At 71.8% G+C, this 15,541-nt stretch carries 17 protein-coding genes; all 17 read left to right on the top strand.

What is annotated here, in order from left to right; translation table 11 throughout:
• Positions 1-25 precede the first annotated feature (25 nt).
• The 17 genes from rpoZ to trpA all read left to right on the top strand — a co-directional run bounded on the left by rpoZ (position 26) and on the right by trpA (position 15,516).
• Positions 26-283 carry a DNA-directed RNA polymerase subunit omega gene (gene rpoZ, locus BUR99_RS03485; RefSeq protein WP_056009287.1) on the top strand — a complete coding sequence of 86 codons (258 nt, stop codon included), beginning with the start codon at positions 26-28 and terminating at the stop codon, positions 281-283.
• Positions 284-296: 13 nt separating this feature from the next.
• Entirely contained in the window at positions 297-1,574 is a 1,278-nt protein-coding gene (gene coaBC, locus BUR99_RS03490; protein WP_074258932.1) for a bifunctional phosphopantothenoylcysteine decarboxylase/phosphopantothenate--cysteine ligase CoaBC, read from the top strand.
• Positions 1,571-2,764, top strand: a complete 1,194-nt coding sequence (gene metK / locus BUR99_RS03495) for a methionine adenosyltransferase (RefSeq protein WP_074258933.1) — start codon at positions 1,571-1,573, stop codon at positions 2,762-2,764. Before coaBC ends, metK begins: the two co-directional genes overlap by 4 nt.
• 1 nt (position 2,765) lies before the next feature.
• A complete protein-coding gene (locus BUR99_RS03500; RefSeq protein WP_074258934.1) occupies positions 2,766-4,724 on the top strand; it encodes a primosomal protein N' family DNA-binding protein in 1,959 nt (652 codons plus the stop codon).
• Positions 4,725-4,751: 27 nt separating this feature from the next.
• Positions 4,752-5,687: a methionyl-tRNA formyltransferase gene (gene fmt, locus BUR99_RS03505; RefSeq protein ID WP_074258935.1), complete on the top strand. Its 936-nt coding sequence runs from the start codon at positions 4,752-4,754 to the stop codon at positions 5,685-5,687.
• Positions 5,684-7,147, top strand: coding sequence for an RsmB/NOP family class I SAM-dependent RNA methyltransferase (locus BUR99_RS03510; RefSeq protein WP_084183674.1), 1,464 nt, complete (start codon positions 5,684-5,686; stop codon positions 7,145-7,147). Before fmt ends, BUR99_RS03510 begins: the two co-directional genes overlap by 4 nt.
• A 39-nt stretch (positions 7,148-7,186) precedes the next feature.
• Positions 7,187-7,849 (top strand): ribulose-phosphate 3-epimerase, encoded by a 663-nt coding sequence (gene rpe, locus BUR99_RS03515; protein WP_074258936.1) that lies wholly within the window; start codon positions 7,187-7,189, stop codon positions 7,847-7,849.
• A gap of 70 nt (positions 7,850-7,919) precedes the next feature.
• A complete protein-coding gene (locus BUR99_RS03520; RefSeq protein WP_056650691.1) occupies positions 7,920-8,183 on the top strand; it encodes a phosphoribosyl-ATP diphosphatase in 264 nt (87 codons plus the stop codon).
• Positions 8,184-8,227: 44 nt separating this feature from the next.
• Positions 8,228-9,070 (top strand): ATP phosphoribosyltransferase, encoded by an 843-nt coding sequence (gene hisG / locus BUR99_RS03525; RefSeq protein ID WP_074258937.1) that lies wholly within the window; start codon positions 8,228-8,230, stop codon positions 9,068-9,070.
• Positions 9,071-9,077: 7 nt separating this feature from the next.
• Entirely contained in the window at positions 9,078-9,839 is a 762-nt protein-coding gene (gene hisF / locus BUR99_RS03530; RefSeq protein WP_074258938.1) for an imidazole glycerol phosphate synthase subunit HisF, read from the top strand.
• Positions 9,836-10,207 (top strand): phosphoribosyl-AMP cyclohydrolase, encoded by a 372-nt coding sequence (hisI, locus tag BUR99_RS03535; RefSeq protein WP_074258939.1) that lies wholly within the window; start codon positions 9,836-9,838, stop codon positions 10,205-10,207. Before hisF ends, hisI begins: the two co-directional genes overlap by 4 nt.
• Before the next feature lie 23 nt (positions 10,208-10,230).
• A complete protein-coding gene (locus BUR99_RS03540; RefSeq protein ID WP_074258940.1) occupies positions 10,231-11,757 on the top strand; it encodes an anthranilate synthase component I in 1,527 nt (508 codons plus the stop codon).
• On the top strand, positions 11,754-12,485 hold the full coding sequence (locus tag BUR99_RS03545; protein ID WP_074258941.1) for a Trp biosynthesis-associated membrane protein: 732 nt from the start codon (positions 11,754-11,756) through the stop codon (positions 12,483-12,485). Before BUR99_RS03540 ends, BUR99_RS03545 begins: the two co-directional genes overlap by 4 nt.
• 35 nt (positions 12,486-12,520) lie before the next feature.
• Entirely contained in the window at positions 12,521-12,751 is a 231-nt protein-coding gene (locus BUR99_RS03550; RefSeq protein ID WP_074258942.1) for a DUF6704 family protein, read from the top strand.
• Positions 12,751-13,524, top strand: a complete 774-nt coding sequence (trpC, locus tag BUR99_RS03555; RefSeq protein ID WP_074258943.1) for an indole-3-glycerol phosphate synthase TrpC — start codon at positions 12,751-12,753, stop codon at positions 13,522-13,524. Before BUR99_RS03550 ends, trpC begins: the two co-directional genes overlap by 1 nt.
• 1 nt (position 13,525) lies before the next feature.
• Entirely contained in the window at positions 13,526-14,734 is a 1,209-nt protein-coding gene (gene trpB / locus BUR99_RS03560) for a tryptophan synthase subunit beta (protein ID WP_074258944.1), read from the top strand.
• Positions 14,731-15,516, top strand: coding sequence for a tryptophan synthase subunit alpha (trpA, locus tag BUR99_RS03565; protein ID WP_074258945.1), 786 nt, complete (start codon positions 14,731-14,733; stop codon positions 15,514-15,516). Before trpB ends, trpA begins: the two co-directional genes overlap by 4 nt.
• Positions 15,517-15,541 lie beyond the last annotated feature (25 nt).

Below are 15,541 nucleotides of genomic sequence, written 5' to 3' on the forward strand. Positions count from 1 at the left end.
ACCCCACGATCTAAGGAGTCATTCCATGGCTGAGAAGCTGTCCGGCATCATCGATCCGCCCATCGACGACCTGCTCTCGAAGGTCGACTCGAAGTACCAGCTGGTCATCTTCGCGTCCAAGCGCGCGCGCCAGATCAACGACTACTACGCCGACCTGCACGAGGGCAGCCTCTTCGACAACGTCGGCCCGCTCGTGGACTCCTCGATCGACGACAAGCCGCTGTCGGTCGCGATGCACGAGATCAACGAAGACAAGCTCCGGCTCCGCCCGATCGCCGAGTGATCCGGAGGGCCGGATGACTCGGCTCAACATCGTCGTCGGCATCACCGGCGGCATCGCCGCGTACAAGGCCGTCGGCGTCGTGCGAGCGCTCGTGCTCGCCGGCCACGACGTGCACGTCGTGCCGACCGAGGGCGCGCTGCGCTTCGTCGGTCGGCCGACGCTCGAAGCGATCTCGCGCAACCCGGTGCACACCGAGTTGTACGAGGGCGTCGCCGAGGTGCGGCACGTCGCCATCGGCCAGGCCGCCGACCTCATCGTGATCGCCCCCGCGACCGCGAACTCGATCGCGAAGCTCGCGACGGGACTCGCCGACGACCTGCTCGGCAACACGCTGCTCGCGAGCGAGGCGCCCGTCGTCATCGCACCGGCCATGCACACCGAGATGTGGCGGCACCCCGCCACTCAGGCGAACGTCGAGACGCTCCGTTCGCGCGGCGTCACGATCGTGGGCCCCGCCGTCGGCCAGCTCACCGGTGCCGACAGCGGCCCCGGCCGCATGGAGGAGCCCGACGAGATCGTGCGGTTCGCGCTCGAACGCGTGCTGGGCGACGGCTCGGGCGCCGCGGCATCCGCAAATCATGCCGACCTCGCCGGTCGCCGCGTCGTGGTGAGCGCGGGCGGCACACGCGAGCCCCTCGATCCCGTGCGCTTCCTCGGCAACCGCTCGAGCGGCAAGCAGGGCATCGCGATCGCCGAGGCCGCTCGCGAGCGCGGTGCGCACGTCACGCTCATCGCCGCGAACCTCGAGGTCGCCGAGCCCGAGGGCTGCGACATCCGCCGTGTGTCGACCGCGCTCGAGCTGCAGGCCGCGGTGACCGAGGTCGCACACGGCGCCGACGTCGTCGTGATGGCCGCCGCCGTCGCCGACTACCGGCCGGCGAACGTGAGCGAAGGCAAGATCAAGAAGGACCAGAGCGACGACGGGCTGACGCTCGAACTCGTGCGCAATCCCGATATCCTCGCGGGCCTCGGCCATGCGGAGCACCCGGGCACGCTGCTGGTCGGCTTCGCAGCCGAGACCGAGCCCGACGACGACCGCATCATCGCGCTCGGCCGCGCCAAGCGCGAGGCGAAGGGCGCCGACCTGCTCGTCGTCAACCGCGTCGGCTGGAACGAGGGCTTCGCGAGCGACGAGAACCGGGTCGTCGTGATCGGCCGGGACGGCGATGTCGTCACACGAGCACATGGAACGAAACAGTCGGTGGCGCATGACATCCTCGATGTGGTGGTCGCGGAAGTGACCGCCGTCACCACCGCGACGACCTCGAAGGAACACGAGCCCACCCCATGAGCGCACTCCGCCGCTTCACGTCCGAGTCCGTCACCGAGGGTCACCCCGACAAGCTCTGCGACCAGATCTCCGACTCGATCCTCGACGCGCTGCTGCGCGAAGACCCGAACAGCCGGGTCGCCGTCGAGACCCTCGTGACGACGGGACTCGTGCACGTCGCGGGCGAGGTCACGACGAGCGGGTACGTCGAGATCCCGGCGATCGTGCGCGAGCGGGTCACCTCGATCGGTTACGACTCCTCCGACGCCTGGTTCGACGGGCGCTCCTGCGGCGTCTCCGTCTCGATCGGCGGCCAGTCGCCCGACATCGCCCAGGGCGTCGACCACGCGTTCGAGTCCCGTGAGGGGTCGAGCGTCGATGCCCTCGACATGCAGGGCGCCGGCGACCAGGGCATCATGTTCGGCTACGCCACGCGCGAGACCCCCGAGCTCATGCCGGTGCCGATCTGGCTCGCGCACCGCCTCGCCGAGCGGCTGTCGGCCGTGCGCAAGAACGGCGAGCTCGACTACCTCCGCCCCGACGGCAAGACCCAGGTCACGATCGGCTACGACGGCCAGGTGCCGAAGACGGTCGAGACGGTCGTGCTCTCGACGCAGCACACGCTCGCGGTGTCGACCGAGCAGCTCCGCGCCGAGGTCGAGGAGCTCGTGATCCGCCCGGTGCTCGACACGGTGGAGCTGGCCCGGCCCGATCTCGACGTGCTCATCAACCCCACCGGTCGCTTCGAGATCGGCGGCCCGCAGGGCGACGCCGGCCTCACCGGCCGCAAGATCATCATCGACACCTACGGCGGCGCGAGCCGACACGGCGGCGGCGCGTTCAGCGGCAAGGACCCGTCGAAGGTCGACCGCTCGGCGGCGTACGCGATGCGCTGGGTCGCGAAGAACGCGGTCGCAGCTGGTCTCGCCGATCGTCTCGAACTGCAGGTGGCGTACGCCATCGGCAAGGCGGCGCCCGTCGGGCTCTACGTGGAGACCTTCGGCACCGGCGCGCTGCCCGACGAGCAGATCACCGCCGCGATCCGCGAGGTGTTCGACCTGCGGCCCGCGGCGATCATCCGCGACCTCGACCTGCTGCGACCGATCTACGCCCAGACCGCGAGCTACGGCCACTTCGGCCGTGAGCTGCCCGACTTCACCTGGGAGCGCCTCGACCGCGTCGACGACCTCCGCTCCGCTTCCGGGCTCTGACGTGGCAGGCGGCTCCGTCGCCCGCGTGCTCGTCGATTCGCCGCTGCCGCAACTCGACCAGCTCTTCGACTACGCCGTGCCCGAGCGGCTGCGCGAGGCCGCCGTCGCCGGGGTGCGCGTGCGCGTTCCGCTGCGTTCGGGCGGGCGCATCGCCAACGGATGGCTCGTCGAGGTCGCCTCGTCGAGCGAGTTCGAGGGTCGCCTCAGCGAGCTCGACGACGTCGTCTCCGAGGTGCCACTGCTGATGCCCGAGGTGTGGGCGCTGGCACGGGCCGCTGCCGATCGGGCGGCCGGCAACGCCGGAGACATCCTGCGAGTCGCCATCCCGAGCCGCTATGTGCGGGCCGAGCGGGCGTGGCGGGCCGCCGATCCCGATCCGGGCGAACTGCCGGGGCCCGGCGCGGCGATCCCCGGTTACGAACGCGGTCGCATCGAGACGGGCATCGACGCGGGCCAGCGGATGGCTCTGGCCGCCGACCCCCGCCCCGTGCGACTCGACTCGGGCGAATGGGTCGGAGCTTGGGCCGCGACGCTCGCGGCTGCTGCGGCGCACACGCTCGCAGCCGACCGCTCGAGCCTCATCATCGTGCCCGACTACCGCGATCAGGAACAGCTGCAGGCGGCGCTCGCCGATCGCGTCGACCCGAGACGGGTGCTCCGCACCGATGCCCGGCAGACCGGCGGCGAACGGTTCCGTGCATTCCTCGACGCCACCGGCGCCGACGCGCGCGTGGTCATCGGCAACCGCTCGACCGTCTACGCCCCGGCGTCGAGGCTCGGCCTCATCGCGATCTGGGACGACGGCGACTCGCTCCAGAACGAGCAGCTCGCGCCGGGCGTGCATCCGCGCGATGCCGCCCTCATCCGTCAGGAGCAGTCGGGTGCCGCCCTGCTCTTCCTCGGGCACAGCCGCAGCGTCGAGGTCGAACGACTCGTCGAGATCGGGTGGGTGCACGAGGTGCCGCCCGTCAGGCATGTGCGGCCCAAGGTCATCCCGACCGAGCAGCAGGCGTCGCCCGAGCCCGGTTCGGCGCGCATCCCGTCGAGCGCCTGGCGCGCAGCGCAGCAGGCGCTCCTCGACGGACCGGTGCTCGTGCAGGTCGCGCGGCCCGGTCACGCGCCGATGCTCACGTGCGACCGCTGCCGTGAACCGGCGCGCTGCTCGGCGTGCGGCGGCGCCCTGGTGGTGCCGCGGAGCGGTGGCGACCCCCGCTGCGTGCTGTGCGGCACGAGTGCGAGCACTTGGCGATGCCCGGTGTGCGAGGCCACGAAGCTCCGCGCGGCGACGGTCGGGGCGAGCCGCACGGCCGAAGAACTCGGTCGCGCGTTCCCGAAGGCCCGCGTCATCCTGTCCGACGGCGAGCGACCGGTGCTGAAGGTCGGCGCCGAACCCGCGCTCGTCGTCGCGACCCGCGGCGCCGAACCCATCGCCGACGGCGGCTACCGTGCCGTGCTCCTCCTCGACGGCGAGCGGATGCTGCTGCGCGAGTCGCTCCGCGTCGCTGAGGACTGCCTGCGCTGGTGGGCCAACGCCGCGGCGCTCGCTGCTCCCGGCGCGCCGATCTACCTCGTCGGGGTGGCAGGCGCGCTCGCGCAGTCGCTGACGTCGTGGCGGCTCTCCGAGTGGGCGAGCGGCGAGCTCGCGAGCCGCCGGGCCCTGCGGTTCCCGCCGGCGGTGCGCGTGGCGAGCGTGACGGCAGCACCTGCCCTGGTCGCCAAGGCACTCGATGCAGCACGCGACGCCGCGCCCGGCGTCGACTCGCTCGGCCCGGTGCCGGCCGACGAGGGGCTCGAACGCGGCATCGTGCGCTTCGACTACGCGGCCGGTGTCGCGGTCGCCAAGGCCCTGAGGGCGGAGATGATCCGGGTCGCGACCGAGCGGCGACGCCCGGTCGCCGGGCAGCCGCCGAAGCGGCCGGCGGTGCTCCGAGTGCGCTTCGACGACCCCGAGGTCCCGTAGTCGGTACGTCGTCGGCGACAATGGAGTGTGCAGAAGCTCCGCATCGTCTTCGCCGGCACTCCTGCCGTCGCCATCCCGTCGCTCGAACGTCTCGCGGCGAGCGGCCATGACCTCGTCGGCGTCGTGACCCGGCAGCCCGCCCCGCTCGGGCGCAAGCGCGTGCTGACGCCGTCGCCCGTCGCCCAGGCCGCGTCGCGACTCGGCGTGCCGCTGATCGAGGCCAATCGCCTCGACGCCGACGCGACGGGGCAGATCGCAGCGCTGGCACCCGATCTCGGCGTCATCGTCGCCTACGGCGGCCTCGTACGCGAGCCGCTGCTGTCGACTCCGGTGCACGGCTGGATCAACCTGCACTTCTCGCTGCTGCCGGCCTGGCGCGGGGCCGCGCCCGTGCAGCACTCGCTCATCGCGGGCGACTCGGTCACGGGGGCGTCCGTGTTCCAGCTCGTGCCCGAACTCGACGCGGGCGAGGTGTTCGCCGAGCTGCGGCATCCGCTGCAGGGCGATGAGACGGCCGGCGAACTGCTCGGCGAACTCGCGGACTCCGGGGCCGGGCTCCTCGGCCAGGTCGTGGACGCCATCGCCGACGGCACCGCACGAGGGGTGCCGCAGCACGGCGAGCCGAGCCTCGCTCCGAAGCTGTCGATCGACGATGCCCGTCTCGACTGGACGCGCCCCGCGGATGAGGTGCGCGCACGGTTCCGCGGCGTGACACCGGAACCCGGCGCATGGACGACGATCGACGAGCAGCGGGTCAAGGTGCTCGACCTCGTCGCGCCCGCCGCCGGCGATGACGTCCCCGCACTGTCACCCGGCGAACTCGTGCTCGCTGCCCGCCGCGTGCTCATCGGCACGGCGACGACGCCGCTCGAGCTGCGCCGGGTGCAACCGGCCGGCAAGCCGGCCATGGACGCGGGCGACTGGTGGCGCGGCTCCGGCCGCACCACGGCGGTGGCACGATGAGCGGCGGGCGTGGCGGAAGCGCCGACGGCGGCCGGCGTCGCAGCAGCGGGGGAGCCTCGAGTCGCCCCGCGCAGTCCCGTCCGGCCCAGCCGCGCATCGCTCCCGCGCGCATCGTCGCCGTCGAGGTGCTCGAGGCCGTGCGCGCCGACGAGGCCTACGCGAACCTGCTGCTGCCCACGCGCATCCGTCGCGCCGGCCTCGACCGGGCCGACGCCGCGTTCGCGACCGAGCTGACCTACGGCACGCTCCGCATGCAGGGCTTCTACGACCGCGTGATCGAGCTCGCGGCGAACCGCCCGGCGTCGGCGATCGACCCCGCGGTGCTCGACGTGCTCCGGCTCGGCGCGCACCAGTTGCTGGCCACCCGCGTCGCCACCCATGCCGCGGTCAACGAGCAGGTCGAGCTCGCGCGACGCGTCGCCCCGAAGGCGGCGGGCTTCGCGAACGCCGTGCTCCGTACGATTTCGCGCACGTCTCCCGAGGAGTGGCGCGAACTCGTCGCCGAGGGGGCGAGCAGCGAAGACGCTCGCCTCGGAGCCGTCACGAGCCACCCCGAGTGGATCGTTCGCGCGCTTCGGACCGCCCTCGACCATGAGGGGCGGGCCGACGAGATCGAGCAACTGCTCGATGCCGACAACGCCTCGCCGCGCGTGAATCTCGCCGTGCTGCCTGGCCTCGACGTCGACACCGCCGACATCGAGGGCCTCGAACCCGACCCCTTCTCGCCGATCGGAGCGGTCGCCGCCGATCCGATCGCGGCAGCCGAGCGCTCGGGCGGTCGCATCCGGGTGCAGGACGAAGGCTCGCAGCTCGCCGCGCTGGCGCTGACACGGGCTCGACCCGTCGAGTCGGGGGAGCACTGGCTCGACCTGTGCGCGGGCCCCGGCGGCAAGACGGCGGTGCTCGCGGCCGAGGCGCTCGCGGGCGGCGCGGTGCTCGCCGCGAACGAGACGGTTCCCGCTCGTGCCGAACTCGTGCGCAACGCGATCGTCGGCGTGCCGCTCGACGTCGAGGTGCACGTCGGTGACGGCCGCGAGCTCGACCTCGAGGCGCTCGGCGCTCCGGGCGGCTTCGACCGCATCCTGCTCGATGCCCCGTGCACCGGGCTCGGCGCGCTCCGTCGCCGCCCCGAGGCGCGATGGCGCAAGGCCCCAGCGGATGTCGCCGAGCTCACGAAGCTCCAGGGGCAACTGTTCGACAGCGCCTTCGCCGCGCTCGCTCCGGGCGGCATCCTCGCCTACGTCACGTGCTCGCCGCACACCGCGGAGACCCACGGCACCCTCGCGGCGGCGCTTCGCCGGGCCGGAGACGCGGCCGAGCAGCTCGACACGCGTTCCGTGATCGACGGCGTGTCGCGGCATCCGCTCGACCTCGCGGGCGCGCCCGAGACGGTGCAGCTCTGGCCGCACCGGCACGGCACCGACGCGATGTTCATCGCGCTCGTGCGCAAGCGGGCCTGAGCGCAGGGTGCTGCCGACGCCGCTCGATAGGGTGGCTGCATGACGACGCGGATCAACCCGAGCATCCTCGCTGCCGACTTCGCGAACCTCGAGCACGAGCTCGGGCGCATCGCGAGCGCCGACCTCGTGCACGTCGACGTGATGGACAACCACTTCGTGCCGAACCTGACGTTCGGCCCGCAGATGGTCGGGCGCCTGCAGCAGGTCAGTCCGATCCCGCTCGACGTGCATCTCATGATCTCCGACGTCGACCGTTGGGCCCCGGGCTATGCCGAGCTCGGCGCCTTCTCGGTGACCTTCCACGCGGAGGCCACTGAGGCGCCGGTCGCGCTCGCGCGACGGCTCCGCGAGATCGGCGCGCGCGCCGGCATCGCGCTGAAGCCCGGCACCGACGTCGAGCCCTACCTCGAGCTGCTGCCCGAGTTCGACCAGGTGCTCGTGATGACCGTCGAGCCCGGCTTCGGCGGCCAGTCGTTCATGCCCGAGACGATGCCGAAGCTCGAGCGTCTCTCACGCGTGGTGCGCGAGACCGGCCTCGACGTCTGGCTCCAGGTCGACGGCGGCATCGCGCTCGACACGATCGGCATCGCCGCAGCGGCGGGCGCGAACACCTTCGTGGCGGGTTCGGCGGTCTTCGGGGCCGAGGTGCCCGAAGATCGCATCACCGCGCTTCGTGATGCCGCGGTCGCGCACCGGCATTGACCGGAACGCTTCGTGACGCCGCGATCGCGCACCGGCATCGACCCGCGCCCGGCACCGGTAGTCTTGACGGGTGAAGACCTTCGACGAGCTGTTCATCGAGCTCGCTGACAGAGCCGCCACCCGCCCCGAGGGCTCAGGCACCGTGCGCGAGCTCGACGCCGGCGTGCACGCCATCGGCAAGAAGATCGTCGAGGAGGCGGCCGAGGTGTGGATGGCCGCCGAGTACCAGAGCGACGACGAGACCGCCGAGGAGATCTCCCAGCTGCTGTACCACCTGCAGGTGCTCATGCTGGCGAAGGGGCTCTCGCCCGCCGACGTGTACCGACATCTCTGATCACGCCCATGGCCGATCAGAACCGTCGACACGAAAGTCAGGAAATGCTCCGAATCGCCGTGCCCAACAAGGGCTCGCTTGCTGAAACCGCCGCGCAGATGCTGTGGGAGGCCGGGTACACCGGTCGCCGCGACCCGCGCGACCTGCACACCGCCGATCCCCGCAACGGGGTCGAGTTCTTCTACCTCCGCCCGCGCGACATCGCGACGTACGTCGGCTCCGGCGCACTCGACGTCGGCATCACGGGTCGCGACCTCCTGCTCGATTCCGGTTCGGATGCCTCCGAGATCGCGCCGCTCGGATTCGGCGACTCGACCTTCCGCTTCGCCGGGCCGGCGGGCGCGTTCACCGATCTCACCGGACTCGAGGGCGTCCGGGTGGCCACGAGCTACCCGGGCCTCGTCGGCGCGTTCCTCGCCGGCCACGGCGTGACGCCGGCGAAGCTCGTCAAGCTCGACGGGGCGGTCGAGTCGGCGGTGCGCCTCGGCGTCGCCGACGCCGTCGCCGACGTCGTCTCGACGGGCTCGACGCTCCGACAGGCCGGCCTCGAGATCTTCGGCCCGGTCATCCTCGACTCCGAGGCCGTGCTCATCGGGTCCGGCATCGACAAGCCCGGCGCCTCGACCCTGCTCCGGCGCCTGCAGGGCGTGCTCGTCGCACGTCAGTACGTGCTGCTCGACTACGACGTGCCGCTCGAGCACCTCGAGCGCGCGACCGCCGCGGCACCCGGATTCGAGTCGCCGACCGTGTCGCCGCTGCACGACCCAGAGTGGGTCGCCGTGCGCGTGATGATCCCGCGCACCGACATGAACCACGTCATGGACGAACTGTACGAACTCGGCGCGAGGGCGATCCTCGTCAGCGCCATCCACGCGGCCCGGTTGTGAGGCGCCCATGTCTCTCGCCGTCCGCGTGATCCCGTGCCTCGACGTGGCTGCAGGCCGCGTCGTGAAGGGCGTCAACTTCCAGAACCTGCGTGATGCGGGCGACCCCGTCGAGCTCGCGGCCCGTTACGCCGAGCAGGGTGCCGACGAACTCACCTTCCTCGACGTCACCGCCACCGTCGACGACCGCTCCACCACGTACGACATGGTGCAGCGCGTCGCCGAGCAGGTGTTCATCCCGCTCACGGTGGGCGGCGGTATCCGCTCGGCCGACGACGTCGCCCGGCTGCAGGGCCACGGCGCCGACAAGGTCGGCGTGAACAGCGCCGCGATCGCCCGGCCGGCGCTCATCGGCGAGATCGCCGACCGGTTCGGCGCCCAGGTGCTCGTGCTCTCGCTCGACGTCAAGCGAAGCGACCGCACGCCGTCGGGCTTCGTCGTGACGACCCACGGCGGGCGCACCGAGACCGACCTCGACGCGCTCGACTGGGCGCGCCGGGGCATCGAACTCGGCGCCGGCGAGCTGCTCGTCAACTCGATCGACGCCGACGGTACGAAGGCTGGCTTCGACCTCGAGCTCACGGCACTCATGCACGAGCTGTCGACCGTGCCCGTCATCGCCTCGGGCGGCGCGGGCGCGGTGGCCGACTTCCCGCCGGCGATCGCGGCCGGCGCCGACGCGGTGCTCGCCGCATCCGTGTTCCACAACGGCGAGCTGACCATCGGCGAGGTCAAGGCCGCGCTGGCGGCCGACGGGAGGATCGTGCGATGACCACCGGATCGACGGTCGACCAGGCGCTCGAACGCGCCGTCTTCAACGCCGACGGGCTGCTGCCCGCCGTCATCCAGCAGTGGGACACCGGCGAGATGCTGATGCTCGGCTGGATGGACCGCGAGGCGCTGCGCCGAACCCTGACCGAGGGACGGGTCACGTTCTGGTCGCGGTCGCGGCAGGAGTACTGGCGCAAGGGCGACACCTCGGGCCACGCGCAGTACGTGCGCTCGGCGGCGCTCGACTGCGACGCCGACACCCTGCTCGTGCGCGTCGAGCAGATCGGCGCGGCGTGCCACACCGGCACCCGCACCTGCTTCGACGGCGACCCCATCGCCGTGACCCCCGGATTCCCGCCCGCCGACTGACGACTGACGACGAGGAGCACACGTTGGCCGACGCCACGACCACCTTCGAGGAGTTCACCGCCCTGCTCTCGGGGCGTCGTGTCGTACCCGTCGTGCGCGAGCTCTTCGCCGACGGCGAGACGCCCGTGGGCATCTACCGCAAGCTCGCGGGTGACCGCCCCGGCACGTTCCTGCTGGAGTCGGCCGAGCAGGGCGGCATCTGGTCGCGCTACTCGTTCGTCGGCGTCTCGTCGTACGGCGTGCTCACCGAGGCATCCGACCGGGTCGAGTGGCAGGACTACGGACTGAGCGCCGAACGCGCCCTCGGCGACGCCGCCGAGCTCGCGCCGCTCGCCGCGCTCGAAGCGCTCTTCGAGCGCTGGCGCACCGAGGACGTGCCGGGCGCCCCGCCGCTCACCGGCGGTCTCGTCGGCTTCATCGGCTGGGAGGCGATCCGCCAGATCGAGCATCTGCCGAACCGGCCCCCGTCGGAGTTCCCGATGCCCGGCCAGGCATTCGCGTTCGTCTCCGAGCTCGTCGTGATCGACCACCGCACGGGCACCGTGCAGCTCATCGCCTCGGTGCTGAACGACCGGGGCGAAGCGCCCGAGCAGCTCTGGCAGGGCGCGCAGGCGCGGCTCGACCGTATGCAGCAGGAGCTCGCCCAGCCGACCGAGGCGTGGCTCGCGGAGATCGACCTGGCTCGCGCGGGTGACCCGGTGCACCGCACCGAGAAGGCCGACTTCCTCGCGGCGGTCGACCGGTCGAAGGAGTACATCCGCGAGGGCGACATCTTCCAGGTCGTCATCTCGCAGCGCTTCGAGCAGGAGGCGACCGCGCACCCGATCGACGTCTACCGCGTGCTCCGCAGCCTGAACCCCAGCCCGTACATGTACCTGCTGCACCTCGAGGACTCCGCGGGGGAGCCGTACTGGATCGTGGGCTCCTCGCCCGAGGCGCTCGTGAAGGTGCAGCAGGGCCGCGTGTTCACACATCCGATCGCGGGGTCGAAGCCGCGCGGTGCAACACCCGAGGCCGACGCCGATCTCGAGGCCGAGCTCATCGCCGACCCGAAGGAGCAGGCCGAGCACCTCATGCTCGTCGACCTCGCCCGCAACGACCTCGCGAAGGTCTGCACCGCGGGCACCGTCGAGGTGACCGAGTTCATGCGGGTCGAACGGTTCAGCCACATCATGCACCTCGTCTCCTCGGTCGAGGGCGACCTCGTCGGCGATGCGAACGCGATCGACGTGTTCCGCGCGACGTTCCCGGCCGGTACGCTGTCGGGCGCGCCGAAGCCCCGGGCGCTCGAGATCATCGACGAGCTCGAGCCGGCGCAGCGCGGTCTCTACGGCGGCGTCGTCGGCTACTTCGGGTTCGGCGGCGACGCCGACCTCGCGATCGCGATCCGCACCGCGACGATCTCGGGCGGCGTCGCCCGGGTGCAGGCGGGCGGCGGCCTCGTCGCAGACTCGGATCCCGAGTCCGAGTACCAGGAGTCGCGCAACAAGGCCGCCGCGCCGCTCCGAGCGGTCGCAGTGGCCAATGCGATGCGACGGGTGGAATCGTGAACCCGGCCCGCATGAAGCTGCCCGCGATCGTCGCCACGGTCGTGGGAGCCGGCCTCGTGCTGCTCTCGTGGAGCCAGACCTGGTTCGACCTCCTCATCGAGGCGAGCGCCACCGGCGGCACGGGCGAGCCGATCGCCGTCACCGGCAGCATCGCCTCCCCGGCGCTCGCGGCGCTCGGCCTCGCGGGCCTCGCGCTCGTCGCGGCACTCGCGATCGCTGGGCCCGGCATCCGCTTCGTGCTCGGCGTGCTCGAGGTGCTCCTCGGCGGCTGCGTGCTGCTCGCGGCGAGCCTGTCCCTCTCCGACCCCGTCGCCTCGGTATCGCGGGCGGTGACGGATGCCACGGGCGTCGCCGGTGCCGCGCCGACCGCCGAGCTCGTGGCATCCGTCACCGCGACCGTCTGGCCGGTGCTCGCGATCATCGGCGGCGCGCTGCTCGTGCTCGCCGGGCTCGTGGTCCTCCTGACCGGCGCCCGCTGGCCCGCCTCCTCGCGGCGGTACAGCGATTCCCGCATGGCCGCCGACGGCACTGCCGCCGCCGCGGCCGAGCGCCCGGCCTCCGACCGCGCGATCGACGACTGGGACGGCCTCAGCCGGGGCGACGACCCGACCGACGACCCGACCCGAGACGAGTCCGCGGCTGCGAGCGCCGACGCGAACGACGATTCCACCGACCACCGCGACGCCGACCCGAGCGACGACGAGAGCCCCAGTGACGCGAACCGCTAGACTGGCCGACGAAAACCCCAGCACGAAGGAGCATCATGAGCATTGAGACCGCAGATCCCGGCCACGGACACTCGCCCGCGGCATGGACCGCCGTCACGATCATGCTCATCGCATTCACGATCGGCACGGTCGCCTTCTTCTTCGAGATGCAGTGGCTCGTCTGGGCGTCGGCAGGTCTGCTCGTCGTCGGCCTGGTCGTCGGCTGGGTGCTCGCGCGCGCCGGCTACGGTGTCGGCGGCTCGAAGGTCTCCGAAAAGGCGCACTAGTGCTCGCCGAGCTCACGGCGAACGCTGTCGCCGACGCTCTGACGCGCCGCGAGAGCGCCCCGTTCGCCGTCGTCGAGGCCGCGGCGCTCGCTCGTCCGGCCGCGCTCGACGCGCTCGAGGCGCTGCGCCCGGCCTCGCACGTCAAGGTCATCGCCGAGATCAAGCGTTCGAGTCCCTCACGGGGCGCCCTCGCCTCGATCTCCGACCCGGCCGCCCTCGCCCGTCAGTACGAGCTCGGCGGTGCGAGCGCGATCAGCGTGCTCACCGAGGGCCGGAAGTTCGGGGGGTCGCTCGCCGACCTCGAGACCGTGCGCGCCGCCGTCTCGCTGCCGGTGCTGCGCAAGGACTTCATCGCGACGCCGTACCAGGTGCTCGAAGCCCGTGCGGCGGGCGCCGACCTCGTGCTGCTGATCGTGGCCGCGCTCGACGACCCGACGCTCCGCGAACTCCACGACCTCATCGTCGAGCTCGGCATGACGCCGCTCATCGAGACGCACTCGGCTGATGAACTCGAGCGCGCGGCAGCGCTCGGCGCGCGCCTCATCGGCGTGAACGCCCGCGACCTCTCGACGTTCGAACTCGATCGCGACCTCTTCGGCCGTCTCGCGCCGCGATTCCCCGAGGGCGCGATCCGCGTCGCGGAGTCCGCGGTGCTGTCGGCGGCGGATGTCGCGCACTACCGCTCTTCGGGCGCCGACGTCGTGCTCGTCGGCGAGGCGCTCGTCACGGGCGGCGACCCGATTGCCAACCTCTCAGCTTTCCTGGCGGTGTGACATGGCGCTCAGAGCGCAGACTGGTCCCTACTTCGGCGACTTCGGGGGGCGCTTCGTGCCCGAGTCCCTCGTCGCCGCACTCGACGAGCTCGGTGAGGCCTACGACCTCGCCAAGCTCGATCCCGCGTTCGGCGAAGAGCTCGCCGAACTCGGCCGCAGCTACACCGGACGCCCGTCGATCATCACCGAGGTGCCGCGCTTCGCCGCGCACGCAGGTGGCGCCAGGGTCATCCTGAAGCGCGAAGACCTGAACCACACCGGCTCGCACAAGATCAACAACGTGCTCGGCCAGGCGCTGCTCACGAAGCGCATCGGCAAGACCCGCGTGATCGCGGAGACCGGTGCCGGTCAGCACGGCGTCGCGACGGCGACGGCCGCCGCCCTCTTCGGTCTCGACTGCGTCATCTACATGGGCGAGGTCGACACCGAGCGCCAGGCGCTGAACGTCGCGCGCATGCGGTTGCTCGGCGCCGAGGTCATCGCGGTGACGGCCGGTTCGCGCACGCTGAAGGACGCGATCAACGAGGCGATGCGCGACTGGGTCACCAACGTCGAGACCACCAACTACATCTTCGGCACGGTCGCCGGTCCGCACCCGTTTCCCGAGATGGTGCGCGACTTCCAGAAGATCATCGGCGAAGAGGCCCGTCAGCAGGTCATCGACCTCACGGGCGGGCTGCCGACGGCCGTCGCGGCCTGCGTCGGCGGCGGATCGAACGCGATCGGCATCTTCCACGCCTTCCTCGACGACGAGTCCGTCGCGCTCTACGGCTTCGAGGCCGGCGGCGAGGGCGCCGAGACCGAGCGCCACGCGGCGACCATCACGAAGGGTCGCCCCGGTGTGCTCCACGGGGCGCGCAGCTACCTGCTGCAGGACGAAGATGGCCAGACCATCGAGTCGCACTCGATCTCGGCGGGCCTCGACTACCCGGGCGTCGGCCCCGAGCACTCGTGGCTCGCGGCGATCGGGCGCGCGAACTACCGCCCGGTGACCGACGACGCGGCGATGCAGGCGCTGCGCCTCCTCACCCGCACCGAGGGCATCATCCCGGCGATCGAGTCGGCCCACGCACTCGCGGGAGCCCTCGAACTCGGTCGCGAACTCGGGCCCGAGGCCACGATCCTCGTGAACCTCTCGGGGCGCGGCGACAAGGACATGGACACGGCCGCTCACTACTTCGAGCTCTACGACCAGGAGAACGCCGAATGAACACGGTCGGTTCCGTCATCCGCCGTCGCAACGAGGAGGCGGGCGGCGCGCTCATCGGCTACCTCCCCGTCGGCTTCCCCACGTTCGACGAGAGCGTCGAGGCCGCGGTCGCGATGGTCGAGAACGGCGTCGACATCCTCGAGCTCGGCCTGCCGTACTCCGACCCCGTCATGGACGGTCCCGTCATCCAGGCCGCCACGCAGCAGGCCCTTGCGAACGGTTTCCGCCTCGCCGACGGCTTCGAGGCCGTGCGACGCATCACCGCGCGAGTGGATGCCCCGGTGCTGATCATGACCTACTGGAACCCGGTCGTGCAGTACGGCGTCGACCGATTCGCCGACGACCTGGTCGCGGCCGGGGGAGCGGGGCTCATCACGCCCGATCTCATCCCCGACGAGGGCTCCGAGTGGATCGCGGCATCCGAGCGCACCGGTCTCGACCGGGTGTTCCTCGCGGCGCCGACCTCGACCGATGCTCGCATCGGGCAGGTCGTCGAGGCGAGTCGTGGATTCGTGTACGCGGTGTCGACCATGGGCATCACGGGTGCCCGCAGCGACGTCGACCGGGCCGCTCGCACGCTCGTCGAGCGGCTGACCGCTGCCGACGCGCCCGCGAGCTGCGTCGGCGTCGGCATCTCCACGGCCGCCCAGGTCGCCGAGGTGCTCGAGTACGCGCAGGGCGCGATCGTCGGGTCGGCGCTCGTGAACGCACTCGCCACGGGCGGCGTCGCCGCGGTCGGCGAACTGGCTGCGGAACTCGCGCGCGGCACCCGCGCAGAGTGAAGTACGCTCATTGAGGCCGTCAGCG

This window comes from Agromyces cerinus subsp. cerinus (assembly GCF_900142065.1).
Classification (GTDB): domain Bacteria; phylum Actinomycetota; class Actinomycetes; order Actinomycetales; family Microbacteriaceae; genus Agromyces; species Agromyces cerinus.